Annotated in this window: 28 protein-coding genes; 19 read left to right on the top strand and 9 right to left on the bottom strand. The window is 67.7% G+C overall.

Annotated elements, in window-relative coordinates; translation table 11 throughout:
* Positions 1 to 9: 9 nt before the first annotated feature.
* Together OC534_RS13410 and OC534_RS13405 are read right to left on the bottom strand one after the other, a co-directional pair.
* Positions 10 to 1251: a TIGR03862 family flavoprotein gene (locus tag OC534_RS13410; RefSeq protein ID WP_262071961.1), complete on the bottom strand. Its 1242-nt coding sequence runs from the start codon at positions 1249 to 1251 to the stop codon at positions 10 to 12.
* Between the two features lie 9 nt (positions 1252 to 1260).
* Complete coding sequence (locus OC534_RS13405) at positions 1261 to 1689, bottom strand: FKBP-type peptidyl-prolyl cis-trans isomerase (protein WP_136006349.1); 429 nt, start codon at positions 1687 to 1689, stop codon at positions 1261 to 1263.
* A 64-nt stretch (positions 1690 to 1753) separates the two neighbouring features.
* Here OC534_RS13405 and OC534_RS13400 point away from each other — a divergent pair, with 64 nt between their 5' ends.
* The 4 genes from OC534_RS13400 to OC534_RS13385 all read left to right on the top strand — a co-directional run bounded on the left by OC534_RS13400 (position 1754) and on the right by OC534_RS13385 (position 4597).
* Entirely contained in the window at positions 1754 to 2119 is a 366-nt protein-coding gene (locus OC534_RS13400; RefSeq protein ID WP_136006351.1) for a DUF6164 family protein, read from the top strand.
* A 46-nt stretch (positions 2120 to 2165) separates the two neighbouring features.
* Positions 2166 to 2912, top strand: a complete 747-nt coding sequence (locus OC534_RS13395; protein ID WP_153164318.1) for a sulfurtransferase — start codon at positions 2166 to 2168, stop codon at positions 2910 to 2912.
* 94 nt (positions 2913 to 3006) lie between these two features.
* Complete coding sequence (locus OC534_RS13390; protein ID WP_136006355.1) at positions 3007 to 4002, top strand: LLM class flavin-dependent oxidoreductase; 996 nt, start codon at positions 3007 to 3009, stop codon at positions 4000 to 4002.
* A gap of 94 nt (positions 4003 to 4096) precedes the next feature.
* Positions 4097 to 4597, top strand: coding sequence for a pyridoxamine 5'-phosphate oxidase family protein (locus OC534_RS13385; protein ID WP_136006357.1), 501 nt, complete (start codon positions 4097 to 4099; stop codon positions 4595 to 4597).
* 43 nt (positions 4598 to 4640) lie between these two features.
* On the opposite strand, the gene OC534_RS13380 is transcribed toward OC534_RS13385, so the two are convergent.
* Both OC534_RS13380 and OC534_RS13375 read right to left on the bottom strand, forming a co-directional pair.
* Positions 4641 to 5297, bottom strand: coding sequence for an exopolysaccharide biosynthesis protein (locus tag OC534_RS13380; RefSeq protein ID WP_136006359.1), 657 nt, complete (start codon positions 5295 to 5297; stop codon positions 4641 to 4643).
* Positions 5281 to 6591, bottom strand: a complete 1311-nt coding sequence (locus OC534_RS13375) for a hemolysin family protein (protein WP_136006361.1) — start codon at positions 6589 to 6591, stop codon at positions 5281 to 5283. Before OC534_RS13375 ends, OC534_RS13380 begins: the two co-directional genes overlap by 17 nt.
* A 283-nt stretch (positions 6592 to 6874) precedes the next feature.
* On the opposite strand from OC534_RS13375, the gene OC534_RS13370 reads away from it, so the two are divergent.
* The gene (locus tag OC534_RS13370) at positions 6875 to 7501 is read left to right on the top strand and encodes a DUF47 family protein (protein WP_136006363.1); all 627 of its coding nucleotides are present in this window, start codon (positions 6875 to 6877) and stop codon (positions 7499 to 7501) included.
* Positions 7502 to 7514: 13 nt separating this feature from the next.
* Entirely contained in the window at positions 7515 to 8636 is a 1122-nt protein-coding gene (locus OC534_RS13365; RefSeq protein ID WP_136006364.1) for an inorganic phosphate transporter, read from the top strand.
* A gap of 61 nt (positions 8637 to 8697) precedes the next feature.
* On the opposite strand, the gene OC534_RS13360 is transcribed toward OC534_RS13365, so the two are convergent.
* A complete protein-coding gene (locus OC534_RS13360; RefSeq protein WP_136006366.1) occupies positions 8698 to 9249 on the bottom strand; it encodes a GNAT family protein in 552 nt (183 codons plus the stop codon).
* 135 nt (positions 9250 to 9384) lie between these two features.
* Positions 9385 to 11274: a DNA topoisomerase IV subunit B gene (parE, locus tag OC534_RS13355; RefSeq protein WP_136006368.1), complete on the bottom strand. Its 1890-nt coding sequence runs from the start codon at positions 11272 to 11274 to the stop codon at positions 9385 to 9387.
* Positions 11275 to 11434: 160 nt separating this feature from the next.
* Here parE and OC534_RS13350 point away from each other — a divergent pair, with 160 nt between their 5' ends.
* The 8 genes from OC534_RS13350 (at position 11435) to truD (ending at position 18130) form a co-directional block, all read left to right on the top strand.
* Positions 11435 to 11674, top strand: a complete 240-nt coding sequence (locus tag OC534_RS13350; RefSeq protein WP_017355626.1) for a hypothetical protein — start codon at positions 11435 to 11437, stop codon at positions 11672 to 11674.
* A 380-nt stretch (positions 11675 to 12054) separates the two neighbouring features.
* On the top strand, positions 12055 to 13710 hold the full coding sequence (locus OC534_RS13345; protein WP_017355625.1) for a CTP synthase: 1656 nt from the start codon (positions 12055 to 12057) through the stop codon (positions 13708 to 13710).
* Positions 13707 to 14132 carry a hypothetical protein gene (locus OC534_RS13340; RefSeq protein ID WP_017355624.1) on the top strand — a complete coding sequence of 142 codons (426 nt, stop codon included), beginning with the start codon at positions 13707 to 13709 and terminating at the stop codon, positions 14130 to 14132. The genes OC534_RS13345 and OC534_RS13340 overlap by 4 nt, the downstream gene beginning before the upstream one ends.
* A gap of 65 nt (positions 14133 to 14197) precedes the next feature.
* Complete coding sequence (eno, locus tag OC534_RS13335) at positions 14198 to 15484, top strand: phosphopyruvate hydratase (protein WP_017355623.1); 1287 nt, start codon at positions 14198 to 14200, stop codon at positions 15482 to 15484.
* A 4-nt stretch (positions 15485 to 15488) separates the two neighbouring features.
* On the top strand, positions 15489 to 15839 hold the full coding sequence (gene ftsB / locus OC534_RS13330; RefSeq protein WP_017355622.1) for a cell division protein FtsB: 351 nt from the start codon (positions 15489 to 15491) through the stop codon (positions 15837 to 15839).
* The gene (gene ispD, locus OC534_RS13325; protein ID WP_026070710.1) at positions 15836 to 16534 is read left to right on the top strand and encodes a 2-C-methyl-D-erythritol 4-phosphate cytidylyltransferase; all 699 of its coding nucleotides are present in this window, start codon (positions 15836 to 15838) and stop codon (positions 16532 to 16534) included. Before ftsB ends, ispD begins: the two co-directional genes overlap by 4 nt.
* A 64-nt stretch (positions 16535 to 16598) precedes the next feature.
* The gene (gene ispF / locus OC534_RS13320) at positions 16599 to 17093 is read left to right on the top strand and encodes a 2-C-methyl-D-erythritol 2,4-cyclodiphosphate synthase (RefSeq protein ID WP_262071960.1); all 495 of its coding nucleotides are present in this window, start codon (positions 16599 to 16601) and stop codon (positions 17091 to 17093) included.
* Complete coding sequence (truD, locus tag OC534_RS13315; RefSeq protein ID WP_017355619.1) at positions 17090 to 18130, top strand: tRNA pseudouridine(13) synthase TruD; 1041 nt, start codon at positions 17090 to 17092, stop codon at positions 18128 to 18130. The genes ispF and truD overlap by 4 nt, the downstream gene beginning before the upstream one ends.
* Positions 18131 to 18147: 17 nt before the next feature.
* Here the strand turns inward: truD and OC534_RS13310 are convergent, their stop codons facing one another.
* Entirely contained in the window at positions 18148 to 18687 is a 540-nt protein-coding gene (locus tag OC534_RS13310; RefSeq protein WP_136006373.1) for a Smr/MutS family protein, read from the bottom strand.
* 187 nt (positions 18688 to 18874) lie between these two features.
* Here OC534_RS13310 and surE point away from each other — a divergent pair, with 187 nt between their 5' ends.
* Genes surE through OC534_RS13290 form a run of 4 tightly spaced genes read left to right on the top strand, consistent with a single transcriptional unit; the run spans position 18875 to position 21735 of the window.
* Complete coding sequence (gene surE / locus OC534_RS13305; RefSeq protein ID WP_136006375.1) at positions 18875 to 19654, top strand: 5'/3'-nucleotidase SurE; 780 nt, start codon at positions 18875 to 18877, stop codon at positions 19652 to 19654.
* Positions 19651 to 20328 (top strand): protein-L-isoaspartate(D-aspartate) O-methyltransferase, encoded by a 678-nt coding sequence (locus OC534_RS13300; protein ID WP_136006377.1) that lies wholly within the window; start codon positions 19651 to 19653, stop codon positions 20326 to 20328. The genes surE and OC534_RS13300 overlap by 4 nt, the downstream gene beginning before the upstream one ends.
* A 19-nt stretch (positions 20329 to 20347) precedes the next feature.
* On the top strand, positions 20348 to 20962 hold the full coding sequence (locus OC534_RS13295) for a DedA family protein (RefSeq protein ID WP_136006378.1): 615 nt from the start codon (positions 20348 to 20350) through the stop codon (positions 20960 to 20962).
* On the top strand, positions 20959 to 21735 hold the full coding sequence (locus OC534_RS13290; RefSeq protein WP_136006380.1) for a peptidoglycan DD-metalloendopeptidase family protein: 777 nt from the start codon (positions 20959 to 20961) through the stop codon (positions 21733 to 21735). Before OC534_RS13295 ends, OC534_RS13290 begins: the two co-directional genes overlap by 4 nt.
* A 160-nt stretch (positions 21736 to 21895) precedes the next feature.
* Here the strand turns inward: OC534_RS13290 and OC534_RS13285 are convergent, their stop codons facing one another.
* Together OC534_RS13285 and yhbY are read right to left on the bottom strand one after the other, a co-directional pair.
* Positions 21896 to 22270 carry an Mth938-like domain-containing protein gene (locus tag OC534_RS13285; RefSeq protein ID WP_017357614.1) on the bottom strand — a complete coding sequence of 125 codons (375 nt, stop codon included), beginning with the start codon at positions 22268 to 22270 and terminating at the stop codon, positions 21896 to 21898.
* A 14-nt stretch (positions 22271 to 22284) separates the two neighbouring features.
* The gene (gene yhbY / locus OC534_RS13280) at positions 22285 to 22590 is read right to left on the bottom strand and encodes a ribosome assembly RNA-binding protein YhbY (protein WP_017357613.1); all 306 of its coding nucleotides are present in this window, start codon (positions 22588 to 22590) and stop codon (positions 22285 to 22287) included.
* A gap of 65 nt (positions 22591 to 22655) precedes the next feature.
* On the opposite strand from yhbY, the gene rlmE reads away from it, so the two are divergent.
* The gene (gene rlmE / locus OC534_RS13275) at positions 22656 to 23288 is read left to right on the top strand and encodes a 23S rRNA (uridine(2552)-2'-O)-methyltransferase RlmE (protein WP_017357612.1); all 633 of its coding nucleotides are present in this window, start codon (positions 22656 to 22658) and stop codon (positions 23286 to 23288) included.
* Positions 23289 to 23337: the final 49 nt, after the last annotated feature.

Raw genomic sequence — 23337 nt, 5'->3', positions numbered from 1 at the left:
CGTCCGGCGCTATCCCAGGTAGTCGATCACGCCGCGGCCGGCGCGCAGCCCGCTGGCGTAGCAGGCGGTCAGCAGGTAGCCGCCGGTGGGGGCTTCCCAGTCCAGCATTTCGCCGGCGCAGAAGGTGCCGGGCAGATCGCGCAGCATCAACTGCGCGTCCAGCGCCTCCAGGCGGACGCCACCGGCGGTGCTGATCACCTCGGCCAGCGGGCGCGGGCGAAGGGGCGACAACGGCAGCCGCTTGAGCGCCGCCGCGATACGCTCCGGCGGCAACTGTCCCGCCTCCTTGCCCAGCACCTCGAACAGCAGCGCCGATTTGACCCCGCCAAGACCCAGCTGGCGGCGCAGATACTCGCCGAAGCTGCGGCCCTGGCGTGGGCGCAGCAGCTTCTCCAGCACCTGCGCCTCGGTCTGCCCGGGCAGCAGGTCCAGGTGCAGCTGCACCTGCCCATCGCGGGCCAGCGCATCGCGCAGGTCGGCGGCCAGCGCATAGATCAGGCTGCCTTCGATGCCGTTGGCGGTGATCACGCACTCGCCCTGCAGGGAGCGCGGCTGACCGTGGAGGTCAATCCAGTGCGCCACCACCGGCTTCAACGGGGCACCGGCCTGGCGTTCGCTGAAGTACGCGGTCCAGTCCAGGTCGAATCCGCAGTTGGCCGGTTTCAGGGGGACGATGTCGATGCCGCGCGCGGCCATCGGCGCCGTCCAGGCGCCGTCGGAACCCAGTTGGGGCCAGCTCCCGCCCCCCATCGCCAGCACCACGGCGTCCGCCGTCACGGTGTGCGTGCCGTCCGCCGTATCGAAACACAGGTCACCGTTGGCATCCCAGCCGGTCCAGCGGTGCTGCACATGCAGACGCACGCCTTGTTCCTTGAGCCGTCGCACCCAACCCCGCAGCAGCGGCGCGGCTTTGCGATCCACCGGGAAGACCCGGCCCGAGCTGCCCACGTAGGTTTCCACGCCGAAGCCCAGCGCCCAGGCGCGCAGCGCATCGGCATCGAAGTCGGCGAGCCAGTCGCCGACTTCGGACGCGCGCTCGCGGTAGCGTGATACGAACAGGTCGTGCGGATCGGAGTGGGTCAGGTTCAAGCCGCCCTTGCCGGCGATCAGGAACTTGCGTCCCGGCGAGCCCTTGGCTTCGTACACGTCCACCTGATGCCCCGCGGCGCGCACGGTTTCAGCGGCCATCAGGCCTGCCGGCCCGCCGCCGATGATGGCTACCCGTCGCGGGGCACTGCGTTCAATGCTCATGCGCAACGGTCAGCGCGGAGTGACGTCGAGCAGTTCGACATCGAACACCAGCGAGGAGCCCGGGGCAATCGGCCCGGCGCGACGGGCGCCGTAGCCGTACTCGGCCGGAATCATCAGCGTCCGCTTGCCGCCCACCTTCATGCCGGCAAAGCCCTCGTCCCAGCCCTTGATGACCTCGCCCTTGCCGAGCGTGAAGCTGAAGGGCTCGCCGCGATCGACCGAGCTGTCGAACTTCTCGCCGTGCTTGTCGGCGGTGCGTTCGTCGTAGATCCAGCCGGTGTAGTGCACGCTGATGCGGCTGCCGGGCGTGGCCTCGGCACCGGTCCCGGGCTGGGTATCGATCTTCTGGAACTGCGCGATGCTGCCACCGGGCGGCGGGCCGGGCGGGGTGCAGCCGGCCAGCAGTGACAACATCAATGGAATGAGCAGGCGGCGCATGGCAGCTCCAGGTCAGGAAAACGGGACGCAAGGGTAGCGCATCGCCGGGCGGTATCATGGGGGCATGTCGAAACTGCTGCTCAACCTGCGCCATGTCGCGGACGATGAAATCCAGGACGTGACCGCCCTGCTGGACCAGGCGGGCATCGCCCATTACCGCACCGAGCCCAGCCCGTGGGGAATCTCATGGGGCGGCATCTGGATCCGCGACAACGAGGACCATCCGCGTGCCAAGGCCCTGATGGCCGGGTACCAGCAGGCGCGCGGCGAGCGGGTGCGTGCCGAACGCCAGGCGGCGCTGCGCGACGGCAGCGCGGAGACCTTCGCGACGCTGGCCCGTCGTCGGCCGCTGTTCGTGGTGGCGGTGCTGCTGGGCATGGTGGCGGCGGCGGCCCTGGTGCTGCTGCCGTTCATGCTGCTGCGCGGCTGAACACGGCGCGGCGCCACAGGGGCGGAGGGGGCGGTAAAATGGCGGCATGATCGCCAATACCGCCGCCTACCACTTCACTTCCATTGCCGACCCGGACGCGCTGTGTGCGACCCTGCTGGCGCGTGCCACCACCGCCGACCTGCGCGGCACCGTGCTGGTGGCGGGCGAGGGCATCAACCTGTTCCTGGCGGGCCCGGAAGCCGGCATCGACGCCTTCTACGCCGCGCTGCGCGAGGACCCGCGTTTCGCCGATCTACGCGTGAAGACCAGCTACAGCCGGATGCAGCCGTTCGCCCGGCTCAAGGCCAAGGTCAAGCCGGAGATCATCAGTTTCCGCATCGACGACGGCCAGCCGCTGGCCTATCCGCGGGCGCCGTCGGTGGACCCGGCCACGGTGCAGCGCTGGCTGCGCCAGGGCCACGACGACGCCGGCAAACCCGTGGTGATGCTGGACACCCGCAACACCCAGGAGATCGCGTACGGCACCTTCCAGGATGCGCTGGTGCTGCCGATCACCAAGTTCACCGATCTGCCGGAGGCGTTGGCGCCGCACCGTGAGGCGCTGCGTGACAGCACTGTGGTGAGCTTCTGCACCGGCGGCATCCGCTGCGAGAAGGCGGCCCTGTGGATGCGCAACGACGGCATGGACAACGTGCTGCAGCTCGACGGCGGCATTCTCGGGTACTTCGAGGCCGTGGGCGGGGAGGGCTACGAGGGCCGCTGTTTCGTGTTCGATGAGCGGGTGGCGCTGGATGCGGACCTGAAGCCGCTGGTGGACGCGCCTGCCGGTTGACGGCTGAACGCGAAAATCAGCGTCCCGCTGCCGGGCATGGCGACGGGGGGAATCGGCCCCATCTCAGGGGCATACCCTTTGATGGAACGCGTCCATGCACCTGTCGATACTTGATCTGGCCCCGGTCTGCGAAGGCAGCGATACCACGCAGGCCTTCGCCAACATGCTGGACCTGGCCCAGCACGCCGAGGGCTGGGGCTACCACCGCTACTGGCTGGCCGAGCACCACAACATGCCCGGCATTGCCAGCGCCGCCACGGCTGTGCTGATCGGCCATGTCGCCGGCGGTACCCGGCGCATCCGCGTGGGAGCCGGCGGCATCATGCTGCCCAACCATTCGCCCCTGCAGGTGGCCGAGCAGTTCGGCACGCTGGCCTCACTGTATCCGGACCGCATCGATCTCGGCCTGGGCCGCGCCCCGGGGACCGACCAGCCGACCGCCCGTGCACTGCGCCGCTACTTCGACAGCGCCGACCAGTTCCCGCAGGACGTACGCGAGCTGCTCCATTACTTCCAGCCGGCCCAGCCCGGCCAGGCCGTGCGCGCGGTTCCCGGCGCAGGCATCCCGGTGCCGGTCTGGCTGCTCGGGTCCAGCCTGTTCAGTGCGCGCCTGGCGGCGGCGATGGGGCTGCCGTTTGCGTTCGCCTCGCATTTCGCGCCGGATGCGATGGATGAGGCACTGGCGGTCTACCGCCGCGAATTCCGCCGTTCCGAGCACCTCGATGCCCCTTACGCCGTGCTGGGCCTGAACGTGGTGGCTGCCGATTCGGAGGCCGAAGCGAAGCGTCTGTTCACCACCCAGCAGCAGAGCTTCGTCAACCTGCGTCGCGGCAGGCCGGGCCTGATCCCGCCGCCGATCGACGACATCGAGGACTTCTGGCAGCCGCACGAAAAGCTCGGCGTGGAGAACGCGCTGGCCTGCGCGGTGGTGGGCGACCTGGACCAGGTGCGCGAGGGCATGGCGGCCTTCGTCGCGCGGCACAGGCCGGACGAACTGCTGCTCACCGCCAACATCTACGACCATGCCGCGCGCAGGCGTTCGTTCGGGTTGGCGATGCAGGCGCACCGCGACGGGAGTGCCACGCCGTAGGGCGTGCCCCCGCGAAGGCGGCGTGACCGGCCGGTTCACGCCGTCGTAGCCGGCAATCCGGTGTGATGGAGCTCCTTTTTGCAGGAGTCCTCCCATGCCAGAACACGACCGCCAACAGCACATCCGGCAACTGGCCGAGATGATCCGCGGCATCGACATCGCGATGTTCACCACCGTCGGTGTCGACGGCCGCCTGTACAGCCGTCCGCTGGGTACCCAGGAGGTCGAGTTCGATGGCGACCTGTGGTTCGCGACCGCGGCCGACAGCCCGAAGGTGGCCGAGATCGCACTGAATCCGCGGGTCAACGTGGCCTATGCCTCCACCTCGGGCAACACCTATGTGTCGGTGGCCGGCACCGCGCGGGTGATCGATGACCGCGCCAAGGCCGAGGAACTGTGGTCGCCGGCGATGAAGCTGTTCTTCCCCGGCGGTCCGGACGACCCGAACCTGCGCCTGATCCACGTCAGCGCCGAATCGGCCGAGTACTGGGATGGCCCGGGCGGCCTGCTGGGCAGCGCCCTGAGTTTCGTGTTGTCGGCGATGAACGACGAGCCGGGCGCGTTGTCCGACAACGGCGTGGTCGATCTGCGCTGAGCCAGGGCTGACGAGGTGGGTCCCGACCGCGGGTCGGGACACCTCAGAACCACTTGTTGAACAGCTCCACCGTGTAGCTCACCAGGTGCCCCGAGCTGAAGCCAAAGAACAGCACAGCGGCCACCGCGCCGATCCAGTTGGCCAGCATCAGCGCGCCGTCGCGCTCGAGCAGGGCCAGGGCGAACAGCAGCAGCTGGAAGCCGAACAGGTAGTTGGTGAAGGGGATCGGCAGCGACAGCATCACCCCCACCAGGATCAGCAGCAGGCCGGTGAAGGCATGGGCCGGCAGCGGCGACAGCAGGCCCGGCAGGCGCGGTTTGAGCAGCCGGTCCAGGCGGCGCAGCGCGCCGTCGATGCGGGCCAGGAAGCGGTGCATGGTGCCGCGCTTGGGGCCGCGGTTGGCGATGAAGCCCGGCAGCCAGGGCCGCCGCAGCCCGCACAGCATCTGGACCCCGATCAGCAGGATCAGCGGGCCGCTGACCGCCCCGCCAATGCCCGGGATCGGGATGAAGGCCGGCAGGATCGCCACGAACAGGAACACGCCGAACGCGCTCTGCTGCAGGTTCTGCAGGATCTGGCCCAGCCGCAGGCGCTCTTCCGGGTCGCCGTGGTCGAACATAGCCAGCAGGGTGCGGATGCCCTCGTTGCGATAGTCGGGCCGGTCCTGGTCCGGCGGAGTGGGATCAGCCGGTGAGTTCATCGGTCTCTTCTTCGGACAGCGTGCGCAGCAGCAGTTTGTCCACGCGTGCGCCATCGAGGTCGACGATCTCGATGCGCCAGCCGGCCCAGTCGAAATACTCGCCCGCGTGCGGGATGCGCCCGAAGAAATGGATGCACATGCCGGCCAGCGTGTAGTAATCGCCGTCTTCGGCATCGGGCAGTTCGGCATTGCCCATCAGTTCGCGCAGGTCCTCGATCGACAGCGACCCGTCCACCAGGTACGAGCCGTCCTCGCGGGTCACCACCAGGGCGTCTTCGTCCACGTTCTCCACCGACTGCAGCCGGCCGACCACCGCACCCATCAGGTCGCTGATGGTCACCAGGCCCTGGATCTCGCCGTACTCGTCCACCACCAGCGCCATCGACTGCTGTTCCTCGCGGAAGATCTCCAGCAGCTTCATCGCGTGGGTGGATTCGGAGACGTACAGCGGCTCGCGAAGGTGCTGGAACAGCGAGTGGTCGTCGCGCACCAGGCGCGTCACCAGGCTTTTCACCTCGAGCACGCCGACGATGTCCTGGTCGTTGTCGCGGTACACCGGGTAACGCGAGAACTCGTTCTCGCGCATGGTCGCAATGTTCTTCTCCGGGGCCGCCACGGTGTCCAGCCAGGCGATCCGGTTGCGCGGCGTCATCAGGCTGTCGGCCGTGCGGTCGCCCAGGCGCATCACCCGGTTCATCATGTCGCGCTCGTGCGCATCGATCACGCCGGCCTCGTGGCTCTCGGCCACCAGCATGCGGATTTCTTCTTCGGTCACGGAGGCCGCTTCGTCTTTGCCCAGACCAAGCACCCGCAGCACCAGCCGGGTGCTGTGCGAGAGCAGCCACACCGCCGGGAAGGCGATGCGCGACAGCCAGCCCATCGGCCAGGCGACCAGGCCGGCGATATCTTCCGAGCGGGTGATCGCGAGCCGCTTGGGCACCAGTTCACCGAAGATGAGCGTCAGGAAGGTGATCAGGGCCACTGCCAGCGCCTTGCCCACTTCGCTGGCATAGACAAACCCCGGGAACAGGCCGTGCAGCCATTGGGCGATGGCCAGGCCGATCGCCTCGCCACCGAAGACACCGGTCAGGATGCCGATCAGCGTGATGCCGATCTGGACCGTGGACAGGAAGCTCTCGGGCTTTTCAGACAGCTCCAGCGCCCGTGCGGCGCGTTTGCTGCTGGCGGCCATCTGCTTGAGCCGGCTCTTGCGCGAGGTCATGACCGACATTTCGGACATGGCGAAGAAGCCGTTGAGCAGGATCAGGGCCAGGACAATAATCAGTTCAAACACGGGCGTCGTCCCCGGTTGGTGGCAGGGAGGGCGTGTTCAAGCGATGTCGGCTACCGGGGCGCGGGAAGGCGCGGCGGTGCGGAGGGGGGTAAGGGTCGTCGTCCATAGAGTGCACCCGAAGGTGCCCGTGCATCTTAACAAAAGGCCGGGGCAGTGACGCAAACAGAGTCGTTCAGGCGGGGCCACCCTGGCGTGAAGATCGGGGGGGAGTACCCGCAATGGACATCAAACCGTCATAATTCCGCCCGGTGCCGTCCTTCCTCGACGGCGAATAGGTTTCTCAATGTTCTCTCTGCAGACCATTTTCGGCTCCGGCAAACAGTTCTACACCCTGCTGGACGAGGCTGCGCAGGCCGCCCAGGACAGCGCCAAGGCGCTGCACGCGATGCTGCGCGCGGCCGACCGCCAGCCCGCGCTGGACGCCTTCAAGCTGGCCCGCCTGCGCGAACGCGCCGCGTCGGACAAGATCAGCCAGGCGCTGGTGGACAGCTTCATGACCCCGATCGAGCGCGAGGACATCGAAGCGCTGGGCTCGGCGCTGTACAAGATTCCCAAGCAGATCGAGAAGTTCGCCGATCGCTACTCGCTGGCCACCACCCACCTGGAGCACATCGACTTCGCGCCGCGCGCGGCGATGCTTGAGCAGGCCGCCAGCGTGGTCGTGGAGATGGTCAATGACCTGCGCCACATGAATCTGGACCGGATGACCGCGCTCAACGAGAAGCTGCGATCGCTGGAGAACGAGGCCGACCGCCTGATGCTCGAGCTGTACCGCGACATCTATTCCGGCCGTCTGGACAACCTGCAGATGTTCCTGCTCAAGGAGTTCTTCGAGATCCTGGAAAAAGCCATCGACCGTTGCCGCGAGGCCGGTGTGGTGGCGTACCAGATCGTGCTGAAGAACAGCTGACGGACGCCACAGCATGCTGACCCTTGTCCTGGTGGTGATCCTGGCCGCGCTCGTCTTCGAGTTCATCAACGGCTTCCACGACACCGCCAACTCCATCGCCACCGTAGTGGCGACCAAAGTGCTCTCGCCCGGCTGGGCGGTGATGCTCGCGGCGTTCATGAACCTCATCGGCGCCCTGACCGGCACCGCCGTGGCGCTGACCATCGCCTCGGGCCTGCTCAACACCAACGTGGTGGAGGTGACCCCGCAGGTGATCCTGTGCGCCCTGCTGGGTGGCATCATCTGGAACCTGATCACCTGGTGGAAAGGCCTGCCGTCGTCGTCCTCGCACGCGCTGATCGGCGGCCTGTGCGGTGCCGGCCTGGCCGCGGCCCACAACAACTGGGACGCCCTGATCTGGTCCGAGCGGATCGGCACCTGGGCCCAGAACAAGGGCCTGCTGTGGAAGGTGTTCCTGCCGATGATCACCTCGCCGATCGCTGGCTTCCTGCTCGGCATCGTGGTGATGCTGCTGCTGTGGGCGATCATCGCGGGCATGGCCAAGGTCGGCGGCTGGCTCGGGCGCATGGCCCGTCCGCGCATCGTCAATGCCTTCTTCGGCAAGGCGCAGATCGTGTCGGCGGCCTACATGGGCTTCGCCCACGGCCACAACGACGCGCAGAAGACGATGGGCATCATCGCCATGACCCTGATCGGCGCCGAGGCGACCGGTGCGCTGAACGACCTGCCGTCCTGGCTGGCCTTCATGCACCCGGACGCGCACGCCGGTGACGGCATCGCGATGTGGATCGTGCTGACCTGTGCGGTGGTGATGGCCGCCGGTACCGCCTCGGGCGGCTGGAAGATCATCAAGACCCTGGGGCACAAGATGGTCAAGCTGCATCCGATCCACGGTTTCGCCGCGGAAACCAGCTCGGCCACCATTCTGACCCTGGCCGCGCATTTCGGCATGCCGGTGTCGACCACGCACAGCATTTCCACCGCGATCATGGGCGTGGGCTACGCCAAGAACCCGCGTTCGCTGCGTTTCGGTGTGATCGAGCGCATCGTGTGGGCCTGGATCCTGACCATTCCGGCGGCAGGCGGCTGTGCCTACCTGATCCTGAAACTGTTCGAGCTGGTCGGCTGGGCGTAAGCGCCGGGCCCTGCCTGGCTGGAAGGGAAAGCCCGCCGACCGGCGGGCTTTTTCGTGCGCGTCAGGCTGCGCGGTCGCGTGCCAGCAGGCCGTACAGCGCCGAATCGGACAGCTCGCCTGCGATGCACCAGCGTTCGCGCAGCAGGCCTTCGCGTTGGAACCCGATCCGCTCCAGCACCGTCGCCGATGCGGCATTGCGCGGATCGATCTCCGCTTCGAGCCGGCGCAGGCCGCGTTCGTCGAACAGGTAGGTCGCCAGCCGCGTCAGCGCCTCGCGCATGTACCCCTTGCCCTGGACCTGCGGGGCCAGGTTGTAGCCGATCTCGGCGCGGCCGGATGCGGCGTCGATCGCGAATACCACACAGATGCCCAGCAGCGGCCCGTGCGCGCTGTCGCGGATGGCCAGTTTGAGCTGCGTGCCGACCGCCATCGCGGCGAGGTCGTCGGCAATCTGCGCCTGCGCCTGGGCGAGGTCCGTCCACGGCGCGTGGTTCCAGTAGCGCATCACGTCGGGATCAGACTGGATCGCGAACAGGGCAGGGGCGTCGTCCGCGCGGATCGGGCTCAATACCAGGCGGGCGCTGTCCAGGCGCAAGGTCGAATCGAAATGCATGTGGGCTCCACCAGACGAGGGACCGCCACGCTACCCGATCGCCCGGCGCGGAGGATGAAGGGGCGATGTCCGGGCCCGTCCCACAACGAAACAGCCCGCCGGACGGCGGGCTGTTCCAGGGGGCGTGCTGTCGGATCAGGCGTCCAGCGAAGCCAGGTCGCCCTTGTTCTCCAGCCACTGCTTGCGGTCGCCGGCGCGCTTCTTGGCCAGCAGCATGTCCATCAGCGAGTGGGTCTGCTCGCCATCGTCGATGGTCAGCTGCACCAGGCGGCGCGTATCGGGGTGGATGGTGGACTCGCGCAGCTGCTGCGGGTTCATTTCGCCCAGGCCCTTGAAGCGGGTCACGCTGACCTGGCCCTTGATCTTCTCGCGTTCGATCTTGTCCAGCAGGGTGCGCTTTTCTTCCTCGTCCAGCGCGTAGAACACCTGCTTGCCCACGTCCACGCGGAACAGCGGCGGCATCGCCACGAATACATGGCCGGCATCGACCAGAGCCGGGAAATGCTTGAGGAACAGCGCGGTCAGCAGGGTGGCGATATGCAGGCCGTCGGAGTCGGCATCGGCCAGCACCACCACCTTGCCGTAGCGCAGGCCGCTGATGTCGTCCTTGCCCGGGTCGCAGCCGATCGCGATGGCCAGGTTGTGCACTTCCTCGGAGGCCAGCACGCTGCCGGAGGAGACTTCCCAGGTGTTCAGGATCTTGCCGCGCAGCGGCATGATCGCCTGGAAGTCCTTGTCGCGCGCCTGCTTGGCGCTGCCGCCTGCCGAGTCGCCTTCGACCAGGAACAGTTCGGTGCGCGACAGGTCCTGGCTGATGCAGTCGGCCAGCTTGCCGGGCAGGGCGGGGCCCTGGGTGACCTTCTTGCGGGTGACCAGCTTCTCGGTCTTCAGGCGCGCGCTGGCGCGCTCGATGGCCAGTTGGGCGATCTTCTCGCCGATGTCCACGTTCTGGTTGAGCAGCAGGCTGAAAGCGTCATGCGCGGCACCTTCGACGAAGCCGGCGGCCTGGCGCGAGGACAGGCGTTCCTTGGTCTGGCCGCTGAACTGCGGATCGGTCATCTTCAGCGAGAGCACGAACGACACGCGGTCCCAGACGTCTTCCGGGGCCAGCTTGACGCCACGCGGCAGCAGGTTGCGGAAGTCGCAGAACTCGCGCAGCGCCTCGGTCAGGCCGGTGCGCAGGCCATTGGCGTGGGTGCCGTGCTGGGCCGTCGGGATCAGGTTGACGTAGCTCTCCTGCACCAGCTCGCCTTCCGGCAGCCAGGCCACGGCCCAGTCCACCACCTCGGTGTCCTTCTTCAACTGGCCCACGAACAGGTCGGCCGGCAGCATCTCGCGCTCGCCCAGCTCGGCCTTCAGGTAGTCGCTCAGGCCATCCTCGTAATACCAGGTGTCCTGCTCGTCGGTGGCCTCGTCGCGCAGTTTGACGGTCAGGCCGGGGCACAGCACCGCCTTGGCGCGCAGCAGGTGGCGCAGGGCACGCAGGTTGTACTTGGGCGTATCGAAGTACTTCGGGTCGGCCCAGAAGCGCACCCGCGTACCGGTGTTCTTCCGGCCGACGCTGCCGACCACTTCCAGCGGGGTGGCGCGGTCGCCGTTGCGGAACGTGATGCGGTGTTCGCTGCCATCGCGCTTGATGTGCACTTCCACCAGGGTGGACAGCGCGTTGACCACGCTGACGCCAACGCCGTGCAGGCCGCCGGAGAAGGTGTAGTTCTTGTTGTTGAACTTGCCGCCGGCATGCAGCCGGGTCAGGATCAGTTCGACGCCGGGGATCTTCTCCTCCGGATGGATGTCCACGGGCATGCCGCGGCCGTCATCGCTGACCTCGCAGCTGCCGTCCTTGAACAGGGTGACCTCGACCGTGCGGGCATGGCCAGCCAGCGCCTCGTCCACGGCATTGTCGATGACTTCCTGCGCCAGGTGGTTCGGGCGCGCGGTGTCGGTATACATGCCTGGGCGGCGCTTGACCGGGTCCAGGCCGGACAGGACTTCAATATCGGCGGCGTTATAGCGGGCGTTCATCTGTCTTCATAAAGCGCAAAGCGACGGCGAAGTTTGCGGTCTGGACGGCTTTTTTGCACGCCGCACGTTCAGGGGGCGGCCGACCGGGGCGCGATAGACTGTGCAGGCTGGAACCGGACCCCCGGCGCCCGCACCCAAGCCGATACCGCGAGGAGCACCCATGAAGAAGTTGCTGACCATCGTTGCCATTGCCGCCGCCGTCGTGGCCGTGCCGCTGGCGCTGGCCCAGAACGCCGGACAGGGCCAGCCCGCGCCGCAGCAGGGCGAACAGGCCGACAAGGCGCAGGCCGAGGCCGAGGCCAAGGCCAAGCGCCGGGCCGCTGCCACCGCCGAGATGAAGGCCAGGGGCGAACAGGCCCCGCAGAAGGAAGAGGAAGAGGAAGCGAGAAAGAAGCGCTGACCCATTCCGGGCCGACACAGGCGCCCCGGCATTGCCGGGGCGTCTTTTTTTTGTGAAGGCGGGCACCCGGGCCTTGGGCTTGGGGCCTCCAATCTGTAAACTATGGCTTTCCGGGAGCAGTGCGTGTCATCCATCAGCGAATGGACTGGCCTGATCGTGCGCGATCGCCAGCAGGGTAGGCAGGAGGTGACGGTCCGCACGGCGACCGGCACGGCCCTCCCGACCTCGCCGACCGGACCCCGAACCGTTCCCCCGATCCTGCCCCCGGCGCGTGTCGTTTCCGCAGCCTGCGGCTGGATCTCTCCGTCTTTCCCCTTTGCGTCGTCCGTCGCCCTGCGCGCCGGCGTCGTTTCCCCCTTCCTGACAGGACACCCCCAGCCATGACTCCCTTGATCTTCGTAACCGGCGGCGTAGTGTCCTCGCTCGGCAAAGGCATTGCCGCCGCGTCGCTCGCCTCCATCCTTGAAGCCCGTGGCCTGCGGGTCACCATGATGAAGCTCGATCCGTACATCAACGTCGATCCGGGCACGATGAGCCCGTTCCAGCACGGTGAGGTGTATGTCACCGACGACGGTGCCGAGACCGATCTGGACCTGGGCCATTACGAGCGCTTCGTCCGCACCCGCCTGAGCCGCAAGAATTCGGTCACCACCGGCCGCATCTACGAGAACGTGATCCGCAAGGAGCGCCGTGGCGACTACCTGGGCGCCACCGTCCAGGTCATCCCGCACATCACCGATGAGATCCGCCGTTGCATGGATGAAGCCACCGAAGGCTTCGACGTGGCCCTGGTCGAGATCGGCGGCACCGTCGGCGACATTGAATCGCTGCCGTTCCTCGAGGCGATCCGCCAGGTGCGTACCGAGCGTGGCCCGGAAAAGGCGCTCTTCATGCACCTCACCCTGGTGCCGTACATCGCCGCCGCCGGCGAGCTGAAGACCAAGCCCACCCAGCATTCGGTGAAGGAACTGCGTTCGATCGGCATCCAGCCGGACGTGCTGCTGTGCCGCTCCGAGCAGGTGGTGCCGGAGTCCGAGCGCCGCAAGATCGCCCAGTTCACCAACGTCTCCGAACGGGCGGTGATCAGCGTGCCGGACGTGGATGTGCTGTACCGCATCCCGATGGGCCTGCACGAGCAGGGGCTGGACGAGATCGTCATCAACCAGTTCAAGCTCGGCGACAAGGCCGGTCCGGCCGACCTCTCCGAGTGGGAGGCCGCCGTGGATGCCACGCTGCATCCGCTCGATGAAGTCACCATCGCCGTGGTCGGCAAGTACGTGGACCACCAGGACGCCTACAAGTCCGTGGGCGAGGCGCTCAAGCACGGCGGCCTGCGCCAGCGCACCAAGGTCAACCTGAAGTGGCTGGAAGCGCAGGACCTGGAAGGCACCGACATGGGCGCCCTGAAGGACGTCGACGGCATCCTGGTCCCGGGCGGTTTCGGTGACCGTGGCTTTGAAGGCAAGGTGCTCACCTCGCAGTTCGCCCGCGAGCAGAACGTTCCGTACTTCGGCATCTGCTACGGCATGCAGGCCGCCGTGGTCGATTTCGCCCGTCACGTGGCCGGGCTGGAGGGCGCCAACAGCACCGAGAACGACCGCCAGTCGCCGAACCCGGTGATCGGCCTGATCACTGAATGGCGTACCGCCACCGGCGATGTCGAGAAGCGCGACGAGCGCTCCGACCTCGGTGGCACCATGCGCCTGGGCCTGCAGGAGCAGCGCCTGAAGCCGGGCACGCTGGCCCGCGAGCTGTATGGCAGGGACGTGGTGTCCGAGCGTCATCGCCACCGTTACGAGTTCAACAACCGCTACCGGACCCAGCTGGAGGACGCCGGCCTGGTGATCGCCGGCAAGTCGATGGACGACACCCTGGTTGAAGTGATCGAACTGCCGCGCGACCAGCATCCGTGGTTCCTGGCCTGCCAGGCGCATCCGGAATTCCTGTCCACCCCGCGCGATGGCCACCCGCTGTTCATCGGCTTCATCCGCGCCGCGCGTGAGCGCAAGGCCGGCGGCGCCCCGCTGCAGGCATGACGATGGACCCGTGGGCGGCGCTGGAAGCGCGCCGCCAGCGGCGGCACTGGCATGCCTGGCCGTGGGGCTGGGCGGCGCTCGTGCTGGGCGTCGGTGCGTGGGGCTGCGCCTTCATGCTGACCATCCTGGTGATGGCCAGCGTGGGCATGCCCGGCGACGGCAGCCACGCCATGCAGGCCACGCAGCCGTACCTGCTGTTCACTCTGGCGCTGTCGGCGGCGGTGGTGCTGGCCGCGCTGGTCTCCATCGTGCTGTCGTTCCGGCTACGCCGCCAGCGGGCCGGTGGCGCGGTGGGGTTGGCGTTGCTCGCGCTGCTGGCGGCGGTTCTGCTGCTGCCCGCGCTGCTGGCGCGCACCGCGTCCACGCAGGTGCTGATCGGTGACAGCACGCCGATTTGGCAAGCGGGGGGCGGGCAGGGATAATCACGCGGCACGTTTTCGGCGCTGTCCTTTGGCGTTTCCCCTTTCTGACTGGTAACCGGCCCGCTATGACCACGATCCGCAGCATCCACGCCCGTGAAATCCTCGACAGCCGTGGCAATCCCACGCTGGAAGCCGACGTTGTCCTGGAGGACGGTTCGTTCGGCCGCGCCGCGGTTCCGTCGGGCGCCTCGACCGGCACCAAGGAGGCGGTGGAACTGCGTGACGGCGACAAGACCCGTTACCTGGGCAAGGGCGTGCGCAACGCCGTGTCCAACGTCAACACCACCATCGCCACCGCGCTGAAGGGCTTCGATGCCGCCGACCAGGAAGCCCTGGACCGTCGCCTGATCGACCTGGACGGCACCGAAAACAAGGGGCGTCTCGGTGCCAATGCGCTGCTCGCCGTGTCGATGGCCAATGCCCACGCCGCTGCGGCGTCCAGGAAGCAGGCGCTGTGGCAGTACCTGGCGCAGGGCCGTGACGTGACCCTGCCGGTGCCGATGATGAACATCATCAACGGCGGCGCGCATGCGGACAACAACGTGGACTTCCAGGAGTTCATGGTGCTGCCGGTCGGTTTCCCCTCGTTCTCCGAAGCGCTGCGCGCCGGCACGGAAATCTTCCATTCGCTCAAGTCGGTGCTCAAGGGCCACGGCCTGAGCACGGCGGTCGGCGACGAAGGCGGTTTCGCCCCGGACTTCCGCAGCAACGTCGAAGCGCTGGACACCATCCTCGAAGCGATCGGCAAGGCCGGCTATACCGCCGGTGAAGATGTGCTGCTGGGCCTGGACGTGGCCTCCAGCGAGTTCTACGAGAACGGCAAGTACAACCTGGTCGGCGAGAACAAGCGCCTGACCTCCGATCAGTTCGTCGACTTCCTGGCCGACTGGGCCGCGCAGTACCCGATCATCACCATCGAAGACGGCCTGGCCGAGAACGACTGGGCGGGCTGGAAGCTGCTGACCGACCGCATCGGCAGCAAGGTGCAGCTGGTGGGCGACGATCTGTTCGTGACCAACCCGAAGATCTTCAAGGAAGGCATCGAATCCGGCACGGCCAACGCGATCCTGATCAAGGTCAACCAGATCGGCACCCTGACCGAAACCCTGGAAGCCATCGCAATGGCGCACAGCGCCAACTACGCGGCGGTTGTGTCGCACCGTTCGGGCGAAACCGAAGACACCACCATCGCCGACATCGCCGTGGCCACCACCGCCACCCAGATCAAGACGGGCTCGCTGTGCCGCAGCGATCGCGTGGCCAAGTACAACCAGCTGCTGCGCATCGAGGAAGCTCTTGGTGCCGGCGCGCGTTACGCCGGTCGCGACGCGTTCGTGTCGCTGAAGCGCTGATCCCATGCGCGACTGGCGCTGGCTCCTGCTGGTGCTCGCGGTACTGCTGGCATGGCTGCAGTACCGCTTCTGGTTCGGCCCGGGCAATTCGGGGGAAGTGATGACGCTCGAAGCCCAGGTCGAATCCCAGAGGCGCGACAATGCCGGCCTGCAGCAGCGCAACGACGCGCTGGCTGCCGAGGTCAAGGACCTCAAGGAAGGCGAGGCGGCCATCGAAGAGCGTGCGCGCAGCGAACTGGGCATGATCAAGCCTGGTGAAAAGTTCTACCGTGTGGTCGAAGACGCCCCGGTTGCGCCACCGCGCGCACCCACGGTGGTGGCCGACCCGGACGCCCCGCATCAGGAAATACCCTGATGGGCACCGTATGGGCAGTGGTTCCCGCCGCCGGGCGCGGCACGCGCTTCGGCGGCGCCACCCCCAAGCAGTATCTGCTGGCGGGTGATCGCGTCCTGCTGGCGCATACCCTGGAGGCGCTGTTGTCGCATCCGGTGGTCGCCGGGGTGATGGTGGTGATCGCCGACCGGGACCAGGACTGGCCCGGTTGGACCTCGCTTGCCGACAAACCGATCCTGACCTGCGTGGGCGGCGCCACCCGTGCCGGCTCGGTGCTGGCCGGCCTGCAGGCGCTGCCCGACAGCGTGCGCGCCGACGATTTCGTGCTGGTCCATGACGCCGCGCGTCCCAACCTGGCCGCGGCCGATCTGGGCCGGCTGCTGGAAGTAGGCCGCAACGATCCGGTCGGTGCGATTCTGGCCGCACCGGTACGCGACACCCTCAAACGGGCCGGCGATGACGGTGGCATCGATGCCACCGAGCCGCGGGCGCGCCTGTGGCGCGCCCTGACCCCGCAGCTGTTCCGCCGCCATCAGTTGGCGCGCGCGCTGCAGGAGGCCGCCGATGCCGGCATCGAGGTCACCGACGAGGCGATGGCGATGGAGCGGCAGGGCCTGCGTCCGTTGCTGGTGGAAGGCAACGAAGACAACTTCAAAGTCACCACCCCGTCGGATCTGTCCCGTTTCGAATTCGTGTTGTCGCGTCGCGGAATCTGATTCCGCACGCAGCTTTCATCTTGCCAAGCCGGGCATAGCCCGGCGCTACTGTCAGGTTCACGCCATGAACACCCCGTTTCCTCCCGTCCGCATCGGACAGGGCTATGACGTCCACGCCTTCGGCGCGGGCGACCACATCATGCTTGGCGGCGTCCGCGTGCCGCACACCAGCGGCGTGCTCGCGCACAGCGACGGCGATGTGATCCTGCATGCGCTGTGCGACGCCATGCTGGGCGCGCTGGCATTGGGCGATATCGGCCAGCACTTCCCGCCGTCGGACATGCGCTGGAAGGATGCCGACAGCAGCCGCTTCCTGGATCACTGCAACAGCCTGCTGCGCGAGCGCGGCTGGCAGGTTGGCAACACCGACATCACCGTGATCTGCGAACGGCCCAAGGTCGGCCCGCATGCGCTGGCCATGCGTGAACGCATCGCCGGCCTGCTCGGGATCGCGCTGGATGCGGTCAGCGTCAAGGCCACCACCTCCGAGCAGCTCGGCTTCACCGGGCGCGGTGAAGGCATCGCCGCCCAGGCTGCCGTGCTGCTGGTGGCGCTGTGATTCCGTTGCCGTTGGCGTTCGGCGCGCCCTTGTTGACCGCGAACATCCGGACCACGCCCGAAGACTTCCAGGTCGACGAGCTGCCGGCGTTCGAGCCCAGCGGGGAGGGCGAGCACCTGCTGCTCACCCTGCGCAAGCGCGGTGCCAATACCGTGCACGTGGCCAAGGTGCTGGCCCGTTGGGCCGGGCTGCCGGACATGGCGGTCAGCTACGCCGGCATGAAGGATCGCCATGCGGTCACCACCCAGCGCTTCAGCGTGCACCTGCCCAAGCGCGTCGCGCCGGATCCGGCGCTGCTGGCTTCCGATGAGATCGAGGTCGTCGACGCGACCTGGCACAACCGCAAACTGCAGCGCGGCGCGCTCGCCGGCAACCGCTTCAGGCTGGTGCTGCGTGAGGTGCAGGGCGATGCGGCGGCCATCGACGAGCGGCTGTCGCTGATCGCCGCGCGCGGGCTGCCGAACTGGTTCGGTGAACAGCGCTTCGGTCGTGACGGTGGCAACGTGCCGGCGGCACTGGCGATGTTCGGTGGGCGTCGCATGCGTCCGGACCAGCGCTCACTGCTGCTGTCCGCCGCGCGCTCGGCCCTGTTCAACCAGGTACTGGCCGAGCGCGTCGCACAGGGCAACTGGGATGCGCCGCTGGATGGCGAGGTGTGGATGCTGGACGGCAGTCGCAGCGTATTCGGACCCGAACCGTTCACCGACCTGCTGGCTGATCGTCTGGCCCGTTTCGACATCCATCCCAGCGGCCCCTTGTGGGGCGAAGGCGAACTGCGCAGCAGCGGCGCCGCGGCCACGCTGGAGCTGGCCGCGGTCGCCGACGAACAGTCCCTTGCCCTGCGTGCCGGCCTGGAAGGCGCGCGCCTCAAGCAGGAGCGTCGCGCGCTGCGCCTGCGCCCGGCCATGCTGCAGCATCGCTGGCTGCAGCCGGACGTACTGGAGCTGAGCTTTGCCCTGCCGCCGGGCTGCTATGCCACGGCCGTCCTGCACGAACTCGGCCCGGTGCACGATGCCAGCCAGGCCGACGCCCCGTAGCGCCGGGCGCTGCCCGGCTAGCGGTTGCTCAGCAGCACCAGCACCGCGCCGGTGCCCCCCTGTCCGGCGGGGGCGGAATGAAACGCCAGCACATCGTTGCGCAGGCGCAGCAGGCGATCGACCAGGTTCTTGAGTACCGGCGCACCGCCGTCGGACTGCAGCCCCTTCCCGTGGATGATGCGCACGCAGCCATAGTCGTGCGCATGCGCTTCCTGCAGGAACTGGCGCAGCATCGCGTCGGCCTGGGCAACGGTGGCGCCGTGCAGGTCCAGCTCGTCCTGGACGGAATACTGGCCGCGCTTGAGCCGCTGGAACATGCGCGCGGGCAGGGTGTCGCGCCGGTAGCTGGCGGTATCGCCGGCCTCCAGCGGGTTGCTGTCGCGCAGCAGCCGGGCAAACTCGCCGCGCGCCGCCTGGTCATCCTGCTCGGCCATGCGCGCGCGCGGTTTCGGCCGCGGCGTGGCGGGCGGCGGCGCGGCCGGCTTCTTCAGCGGTGTGACCGCCCCGATCGCCGAGCGGAACAGCGCCGCCGGATCTTCGTCTTCAGGATGTGACATGCGTACAGCGTAATGCGAGGCGATGGCCGCTGCCTACCGTCTGCGGGGTAGGACGATCTGCCCGCATGCGGCACAATAGCTGACGCACTTGCGCGGTCGATGCTCCCCGCACGGATGAGCATCGACCCCGCCAACGCTGGAAAGTGATGGAATCGAAGTCTTGAAAAATCAAGCGGTTAAATCGCAGATGCGGATCCTGGTCAGCAATGACGACGGTGTCGATGCCCCGGGCATCCGGATGCTTGCCACGGTGCTGCGCGAGGCCGGCCATGAAGTGATGGTGGTCGCCCCCGACCGTGATCGCTCGGGGGCCAGCAACTCGCTCACCCTGGACCTGCCGATCCGGCTCAAGCGCATCGACCACTACACCTGTTCGGTCGCCGGGACGCCCACCGACTGCGTTCACCTGGCACTGACCGGGCTGCTCGAGTACGAGCCGGACATCGTGGTGTCGGGCATCAACAACGCCGCCAACCTGGGCGATGACGTCATCTATTCCGGCACGGTCTCGGCGGCGATGGAAGGGCGCTTTCTCGGTCTGCCGGCGGTGGCGGTGTCGCTGGTGACGCACAACCACGAGGCGCGCAATTTCGAGACCGCCGCGCGCGCCGCGGTGGCGATCGTGGCGCGGCTCAAGGCCGATCCACTGCCCGCCGACACCATTCTCAACGTCAACGTCCCGGACCTGCCGTGGGACCAGGTGCGCGGCTTTGAAGTCAGCCGCCTGGGCAACCGCCACCGCGCCGAAGGCTGCATTCCACAGCGCGATCCGCGCGGCAACGAGGTGTACTGGATCGGCCCGGCCGGTCGCGAACAGGATTCCGGTCCCGGCACCGACTTCCACGCCGTGCGCAACGGCTTCATCTCGATCACGCCGATCCAGGTGGACCTGACCCGGTATCAGGCGCTGGAGAAAGTCGCCAGCTGGGTGGGCGGGCTCACCGCCGTCCTGGATCGCCCGGCATGACCCAGCGCCTGCGCCTGCAGCCTGAAGCGGTCGGCATCGGCATGACGTCCCAGCGCGTGCGCGACCGGCTGGTCGACCGCCTGCGTGACGCCGGCATCGCCGACGAGGTCACGCTCAACGCGATCCGCGTCGTGCCCCGCCATCTGTTCATCGATGAGGCACTGGCATCGCGCGCCTACGAAGACACCGCATTGCCGATCGGCCACGGCCAGACCATCTCCCAGCCCTGGGTGGTGGCCCGCATGACCGAAGCGGTGCTGCAGTCCGCGCCCAGAAAAGTGCTGGAAGTCGGCACCGGCTCGGGTTACCAGGCCGCTGTACTCGGTGCGGTGGGTCTGGAGGTCTACACCGTCGAGCGCATCGGCGACCTGCTGCGGCAGGCGCGCAAGCGCTTCCGGGCGCTGGGCATGAACATCCGCAGCAAGCACGACGATGGTCGCGCGGGCTGGGCCGAGCACGGGCCGTACGACGCCATCGTGGTCACCGCGGCCGCCCCGGCGCTGGTGGATGCGCTGGTCGAGCAACTGGCCGTGGGCGGTCGCCTGGTGGCGCCGGTGGGCGGGCCCGGCGCGCAGTCGCTGGTGCAGCTCACCCGTCGCGACGACGGCAGTGTTGAACACCAGGTATTGGCGCCGGTCACGTTCGTGCCGCTGCTGTCTGGCATGCTGGATTGATTCCAAGGAGCGTTGCGTCATGAAGATCTTTGGCCCGCTGTACGAGCGGGCGATGAAGTGGGCGGCGCATGAGCGTGCACCCACGTATCTCACGGTACTGAGCTTCATCGAGGCGATCATCTTCCCGGTGATGCCCGAGGTGATGCTTGCGCCGATGTGCGTGGCCCAGCCCAAACGTGGCTGGTGGTTCGCCACGCTCAGCCTGGCTGGCTCGATGGCCGGTGCGCTGGTGGGTTACGCGCTCGGGCATTACGCGTTCGAGGCGCTCAAGCCGGTGTTCGCCGCGTTGGGCATGCTGTCGAGCATCGAAGGCGGCATCGCGGTGGTGCAGGCCAAGATGGCCGAATCGCCGTGGGCGGTGTTCACCTTCCTGGTGCTCGGCGGGTTCATGCCGATTCCGATGAAGGTCTTCACGTGGGCTTCGGGTATTGTCGGCGTGCCGTTGCCGCAGTACTTCCTGAGCATGCTGATCGGGCGGGGCAAGCGGGTGTATGTCCTGGCGGCTGTCATCCGCATCGGCGGTCCGCGCGCGGAAGCCGCGCTGCGGCGTTGGATCGAACCGCTGGGCTGGGTCGCGACCGTGCTGGTGGTGGGCTTGGTTGCCTGGCTTGTATGGAGGTCGAAGTTCGCATGAGTGTTGATCGTATGAGCAAGGGAGCGCGCGCCGGCGCGCTGCTGCTGGTGGTGTCCGCGTTGAGCGCCTGTGGCACCGCCACCGTGGTGCGCCCCTCGGGCAGCGGCGGCACCACCGCACATCCCACGCCGCAGAGATCGGTGGCCAAGCCGGGACAGACGGCAGTGATCCGCCGGGGCGACACGCTGTACGCGCTGGCCCGCATCCACAACATCACCCCGCGTGACCTGGCGGCGTGGAACGGGCTGTCCGAGCCGTACACGATCTACCCTGGGCAGACGCTCCGGCTGTACCCCGGTGGCAGCGGCAGCCGTGCACCGACCACCGTCGTGACGGCGCCGCGCCCGGGCACCGCCCCGACGCCGGCCCCCGCGCCGGCGCCGACCACGGCGATCAGGAGCAACATCAGCTGGCGCTGGCCGGCCGATGGCGCGATCGTCGGCAAGTTCGTCGCCGGCGAGGCGACCAAGCAGGGCGTTGACATCGCCGGCAGCAGCGGCCAGCCCGTGCGCGCAACCGCCGGCGGCGTGGTGGTGTACTCCGGCGCCGGCCTGGTCGGCTTCGGTGAGCTGATCATCATCAAGCACAGCGACCAGTGGCTGTCGGCCTATGGTCACAACCGCAAGCGCCTCGTCAACGAAGGCCAGAGCGTCAAGGCAGGGGAGCAGATTGCCGAGATGGGCCGCACGGGTGCCCCGCGCGACATGCTGCACTTTGAGATCCGTTACAACGGCAAGCCGGTCGACCCGCTGCTGTACCTGCCGCCGAAGTAACCGCCGCGCCGAGCGCGGCAACCCCCGGTAGCGCCGACCGATGGTCGGCTGGCCGCGCGCAGCGCGGCAATGATCGACAACGGCCAACGAGGCCGTCCGCATCCTCGCCAACAAAAAAGGCCGCCTGGCGGCGGCCTTTCCTGAACGGATTCCAGCAGGTTCAGCCGGTCAGGATGAATGCGGCCGCCACCTTCCGACCCTCGCTGGCGAGGATGTTGAAAGTGCGCGCGGCAGCCGGGTTGTTCATCACTTCCAGGCCGATACCGCGGGTCAGGCAGGCCGCCATCACCGCTGCTGGCGGGAACACCTGCGTGTCCCCGGTGCCCAGCACCACCAGCGCAGGATTCAACGCCAGCACCGGCTGCAGGTGGTCGGGGGTCAGTTCGGCGATGGTGGCCACCGGCCACGCCTCGATCAGCGTGTCCGGCGCCAGGATGAAACTGGAGGCCAGCGTCCGCTCGTTCACTTTCGCCGTACGGCCGTCGGCGGCACGCAGGGCGTAGGCGTAGTCGGGGATTTCGTGGCTCAGCTGCATGGGGTCTTCCGGAATCAGCCGCGCGGCAGGACGATCTGACGCTGTTCCTTGCTCGGGCGGTACAGCACGGCCACGTGGCCGATGCGCTGCACCAGGGCACTGCCGGAGGCCGCGGCCAGCTCGGCAATCATGGCGTCACGGGCCTCGCGGTCCTCGGCGGACACTTTGACTTTGACCAGTTCGTGGCGTTCCAGGACTTCGTCCAGTTCGGCCAGGAAGGCCGGCGTGACCCCCTTGCCGCCGATCTGCAGCAGGGCTTTCAGATCATGGGCGTGGCCGCGGAGGAAGCGGGTCTGGGACGAGGTCAGGGTGATGGACATTCAGGAAACAAGCGGTTAACTGGGGCGATCAGGGTATCATGACCACCCCATCCGGCCCGCATCCAATGGCAACGCGCAGCAAAAGCAGTCAACGCTGGTTGAAAGAGCACTTCTCCGACCCCTTCGTGAAGAAGGCCCAGGCCGAGGGCATGCGCTCGCGTGCGGCCTACAAACTGGAGGAGCTGCTCGAGCGTGACCGGCTGCTGAAGCCGCACATGGTCGTGGTCGACCTGGGCGCGGCCCCGGGCGGCTGGTCGCAGCAGATCCGGCGCCAGATCGGCGACACCGGCCGGGTCCTGGCCCTGGACATCCTGGAGATGCCGCCGCTGGCCGGCGTGGAGTTCCTTCACGGCGACTTCAGGGAGCAGGCCGTCCTATCGCAGTTCGAAGCCATGCTGGGGGATCAGCCGGTAGACCTTGTGCTCTCGGATATGGCCCCCAATAAAAGTGGCATGGACGCGGTCGACCAACCGCGGATGATGCACCTGGCGGAGTTGGCGATGGATTTCGCCGACCAGCACCTCAAGCCGGGTGGCGCGTTCCTGATCAAGCTGTTCCAGGGCGTGGGCTTTGACGACTACGTGCGTGAGATGCGCCGGCGTTACGACAGAGTGGTGATCCGCAAGCCTGAAGCGTCCCGAAAGCGCTCGCCCGAGGTTTACGCCCTGGGCCAGGGAAAACGCGCCCAGATCAAGTAAGCTCAACCATACGAACCGCGTCAGGAATTAAAGGAACACCGGAGCCAAT

The organism is Stenotrophomonas sp. Marseille-Q5258 (assembly GCF_946900935.1).
GTDB lineage: Bacteria > Pseudomonadota > Gammaproteobacteria > Xanthomonadales > Xanthomonadaceae > Stenotrophomonas > Stenotrophomonas nematodicola.
Note: the sequence above shows the minus strand (reverse complement) of the source record. Positions and strands in the feature narration are given on the sequence as shown.

Coding starts and splice junctions, on each gene's coding strand:
- OC534_RS13410 (WP_262071961.1), bottom strand. CDS start 1,251: ATGAGCATTGAACGCAGTGCCCCGCGACGGGTAGCCATCATCGGCGGC.
- OC534_RS13405 (WP_136006349.1), bottom strand. CDS start 1,689: ATGCGCCGCCTGCTCATTCCATTGATGTTGTCACTGCTGGCCGGCTGC.
- OC534_RS13400 (WP_136006351.1), top strand. CDS start 1,754: ATGTCGAAACTGCTGCTCAACCTGCGCCATGTCGCGGACGATGAAATC.
- OC534_RS13395 (WP_153164318.1), top strand. CDS start 2,166: ATGATCGCCAATACCGCCGCCTACCACTTCACTTCCATTGCCGACCCG.
- OC534_RS13390 (WP_136006355.1), top strand. CDS start 3,007: ATGCACCTGTCGATACTTGATCTGGCCCCGGTCTGCGAAGGCAGCGAT.
- OC534_RS13385 (WP_136006357.1), top strand. CDS start 4,097: ATGCCAGAACACGACCGCCAACAGCACATCCGGCAACTGGCCGAGATG.
- OC534_RS13380 (WP_136006359.1), bottom strand. CDS start 5,297: ATGAACTCACCGGCTGATCCCACTCCGCCGGACCAGGACCGGCCCGAC.
- OC534_RS13370 (WP_136006363.1), top strand. CDS start 6,875: ATGTTCTCTCTGCAGACCATTTTCGGCTCCGGCAAACAGTTCTACACC.
- OC534_RS13365 (WP_136006364.1), top strand. CDS start 7,515: ATGCTGACCCTTGTCCTGGTGGTGATCCTGGCCGCGCTCGTCTTCGAG.
- OC534_RS13360 (WP_136006366.1), bottom strand. CDS start 9,249: ATGCATTTCGATTCGACCTTGCGCCTGGACAGCGCCCGCCTGGTATTG.
- parE (WP_136006368.1), bottom strand. CDS start 11,274: ATGAACGCCCGCTATAACGCCGCCGATATTGAAGTCCTGTCCGGCCTG.
- OC534_RS13350 (WP_017355626.1), top strand. CDS start 11,435: ATGAAGAAGTTGCTGACCATCGTTGCCATTGCCGCCGCCGTCGTGGCC.
- OC534_RS13345 (WP_017355625.1), top strand. CDS start 12,055: ATGACTCCCTTGATCTTCGTAACCGGCGGCGTAGTGTCCTCGCTCGGC.
- OC534_RS13340 (WP_017355624.1), top strand. CDS start 13,707: ATGACGATGGACCCGTGGGCGGCGCTGGAAGCGCGCCGCCAGCGGCGG.
- eno (WP_017355623.1), top strand. CDS start 14,198: ATGACCACGATCCGCAGCATCCACGCCCGTGAAATCCTCGACAGCCGT.
- ftsB (WP_017355622.1), top strand. CDS start 15,489: ATGCGCGACTGGCGCTGGCTCCTGCTGGTGCTCGCGGTACTGCTGGCA.
- ispF (WP_262071960.1), top strand. CDS start 16,599: ATGAACACCCCGTTTCCTCCCGTCCGCATCGGACAGGGCTATGACGTC.
- OC534_RS13310 (WP_136006373.1), bottom strand. CDS start 18,687: ATGTCACATCCTGAAGACGAAGATCCGGCGGCGCTGTTCCGCTCGGCG.
- surE (WP_136006375.1), top strand. CDS start 18,875: ATGCGGATCCTGGTCAGCAATGACGACGGTGTCGATGCCCCGGGCATC.
- OC534_RS13300 (WP_136006377.1), top strand. CDS start 19,651: ATGACCCAGCGCCTGCGCCTGCAGCCTGAAGCGGTCGGCATCGGCATG.
- OC534_RS13295 (WP_136006378.1), top strand. CDS start 20,348: ATGAAGATCTTTGGCCCGCTGTACGAGCGGGCGATGAAGTGGGCGGCG.
- OC534_RS13290 (WP_136006380.1), top strand. CDS start 20,959: ATGAGTGTTGATCGTATGAGCAAGGGAGCGCGCGCCGGCGCGCTGCTG.
- OC534_RS13285 (WP_017357614.1), bottom strand. CDS start 22,270: ATGCAGCTGAGCCACGAAATCCCCGACTACGCCTACGCCCTGCGTGCC.
- yhbY (WP_017357613.1), bottom strand. CDS start 22,590: ATGTCCATCACCCTGACCTCGTCCCAGACCCGCTTCCTCCGCGGCCAC.
- rlmE (WP_017357612.1), top strand. CDS start 22,656: ATGGCAACGCGCAGCAAAAGCAGTCAACGCTGGTTGAAAGAGCACTTC.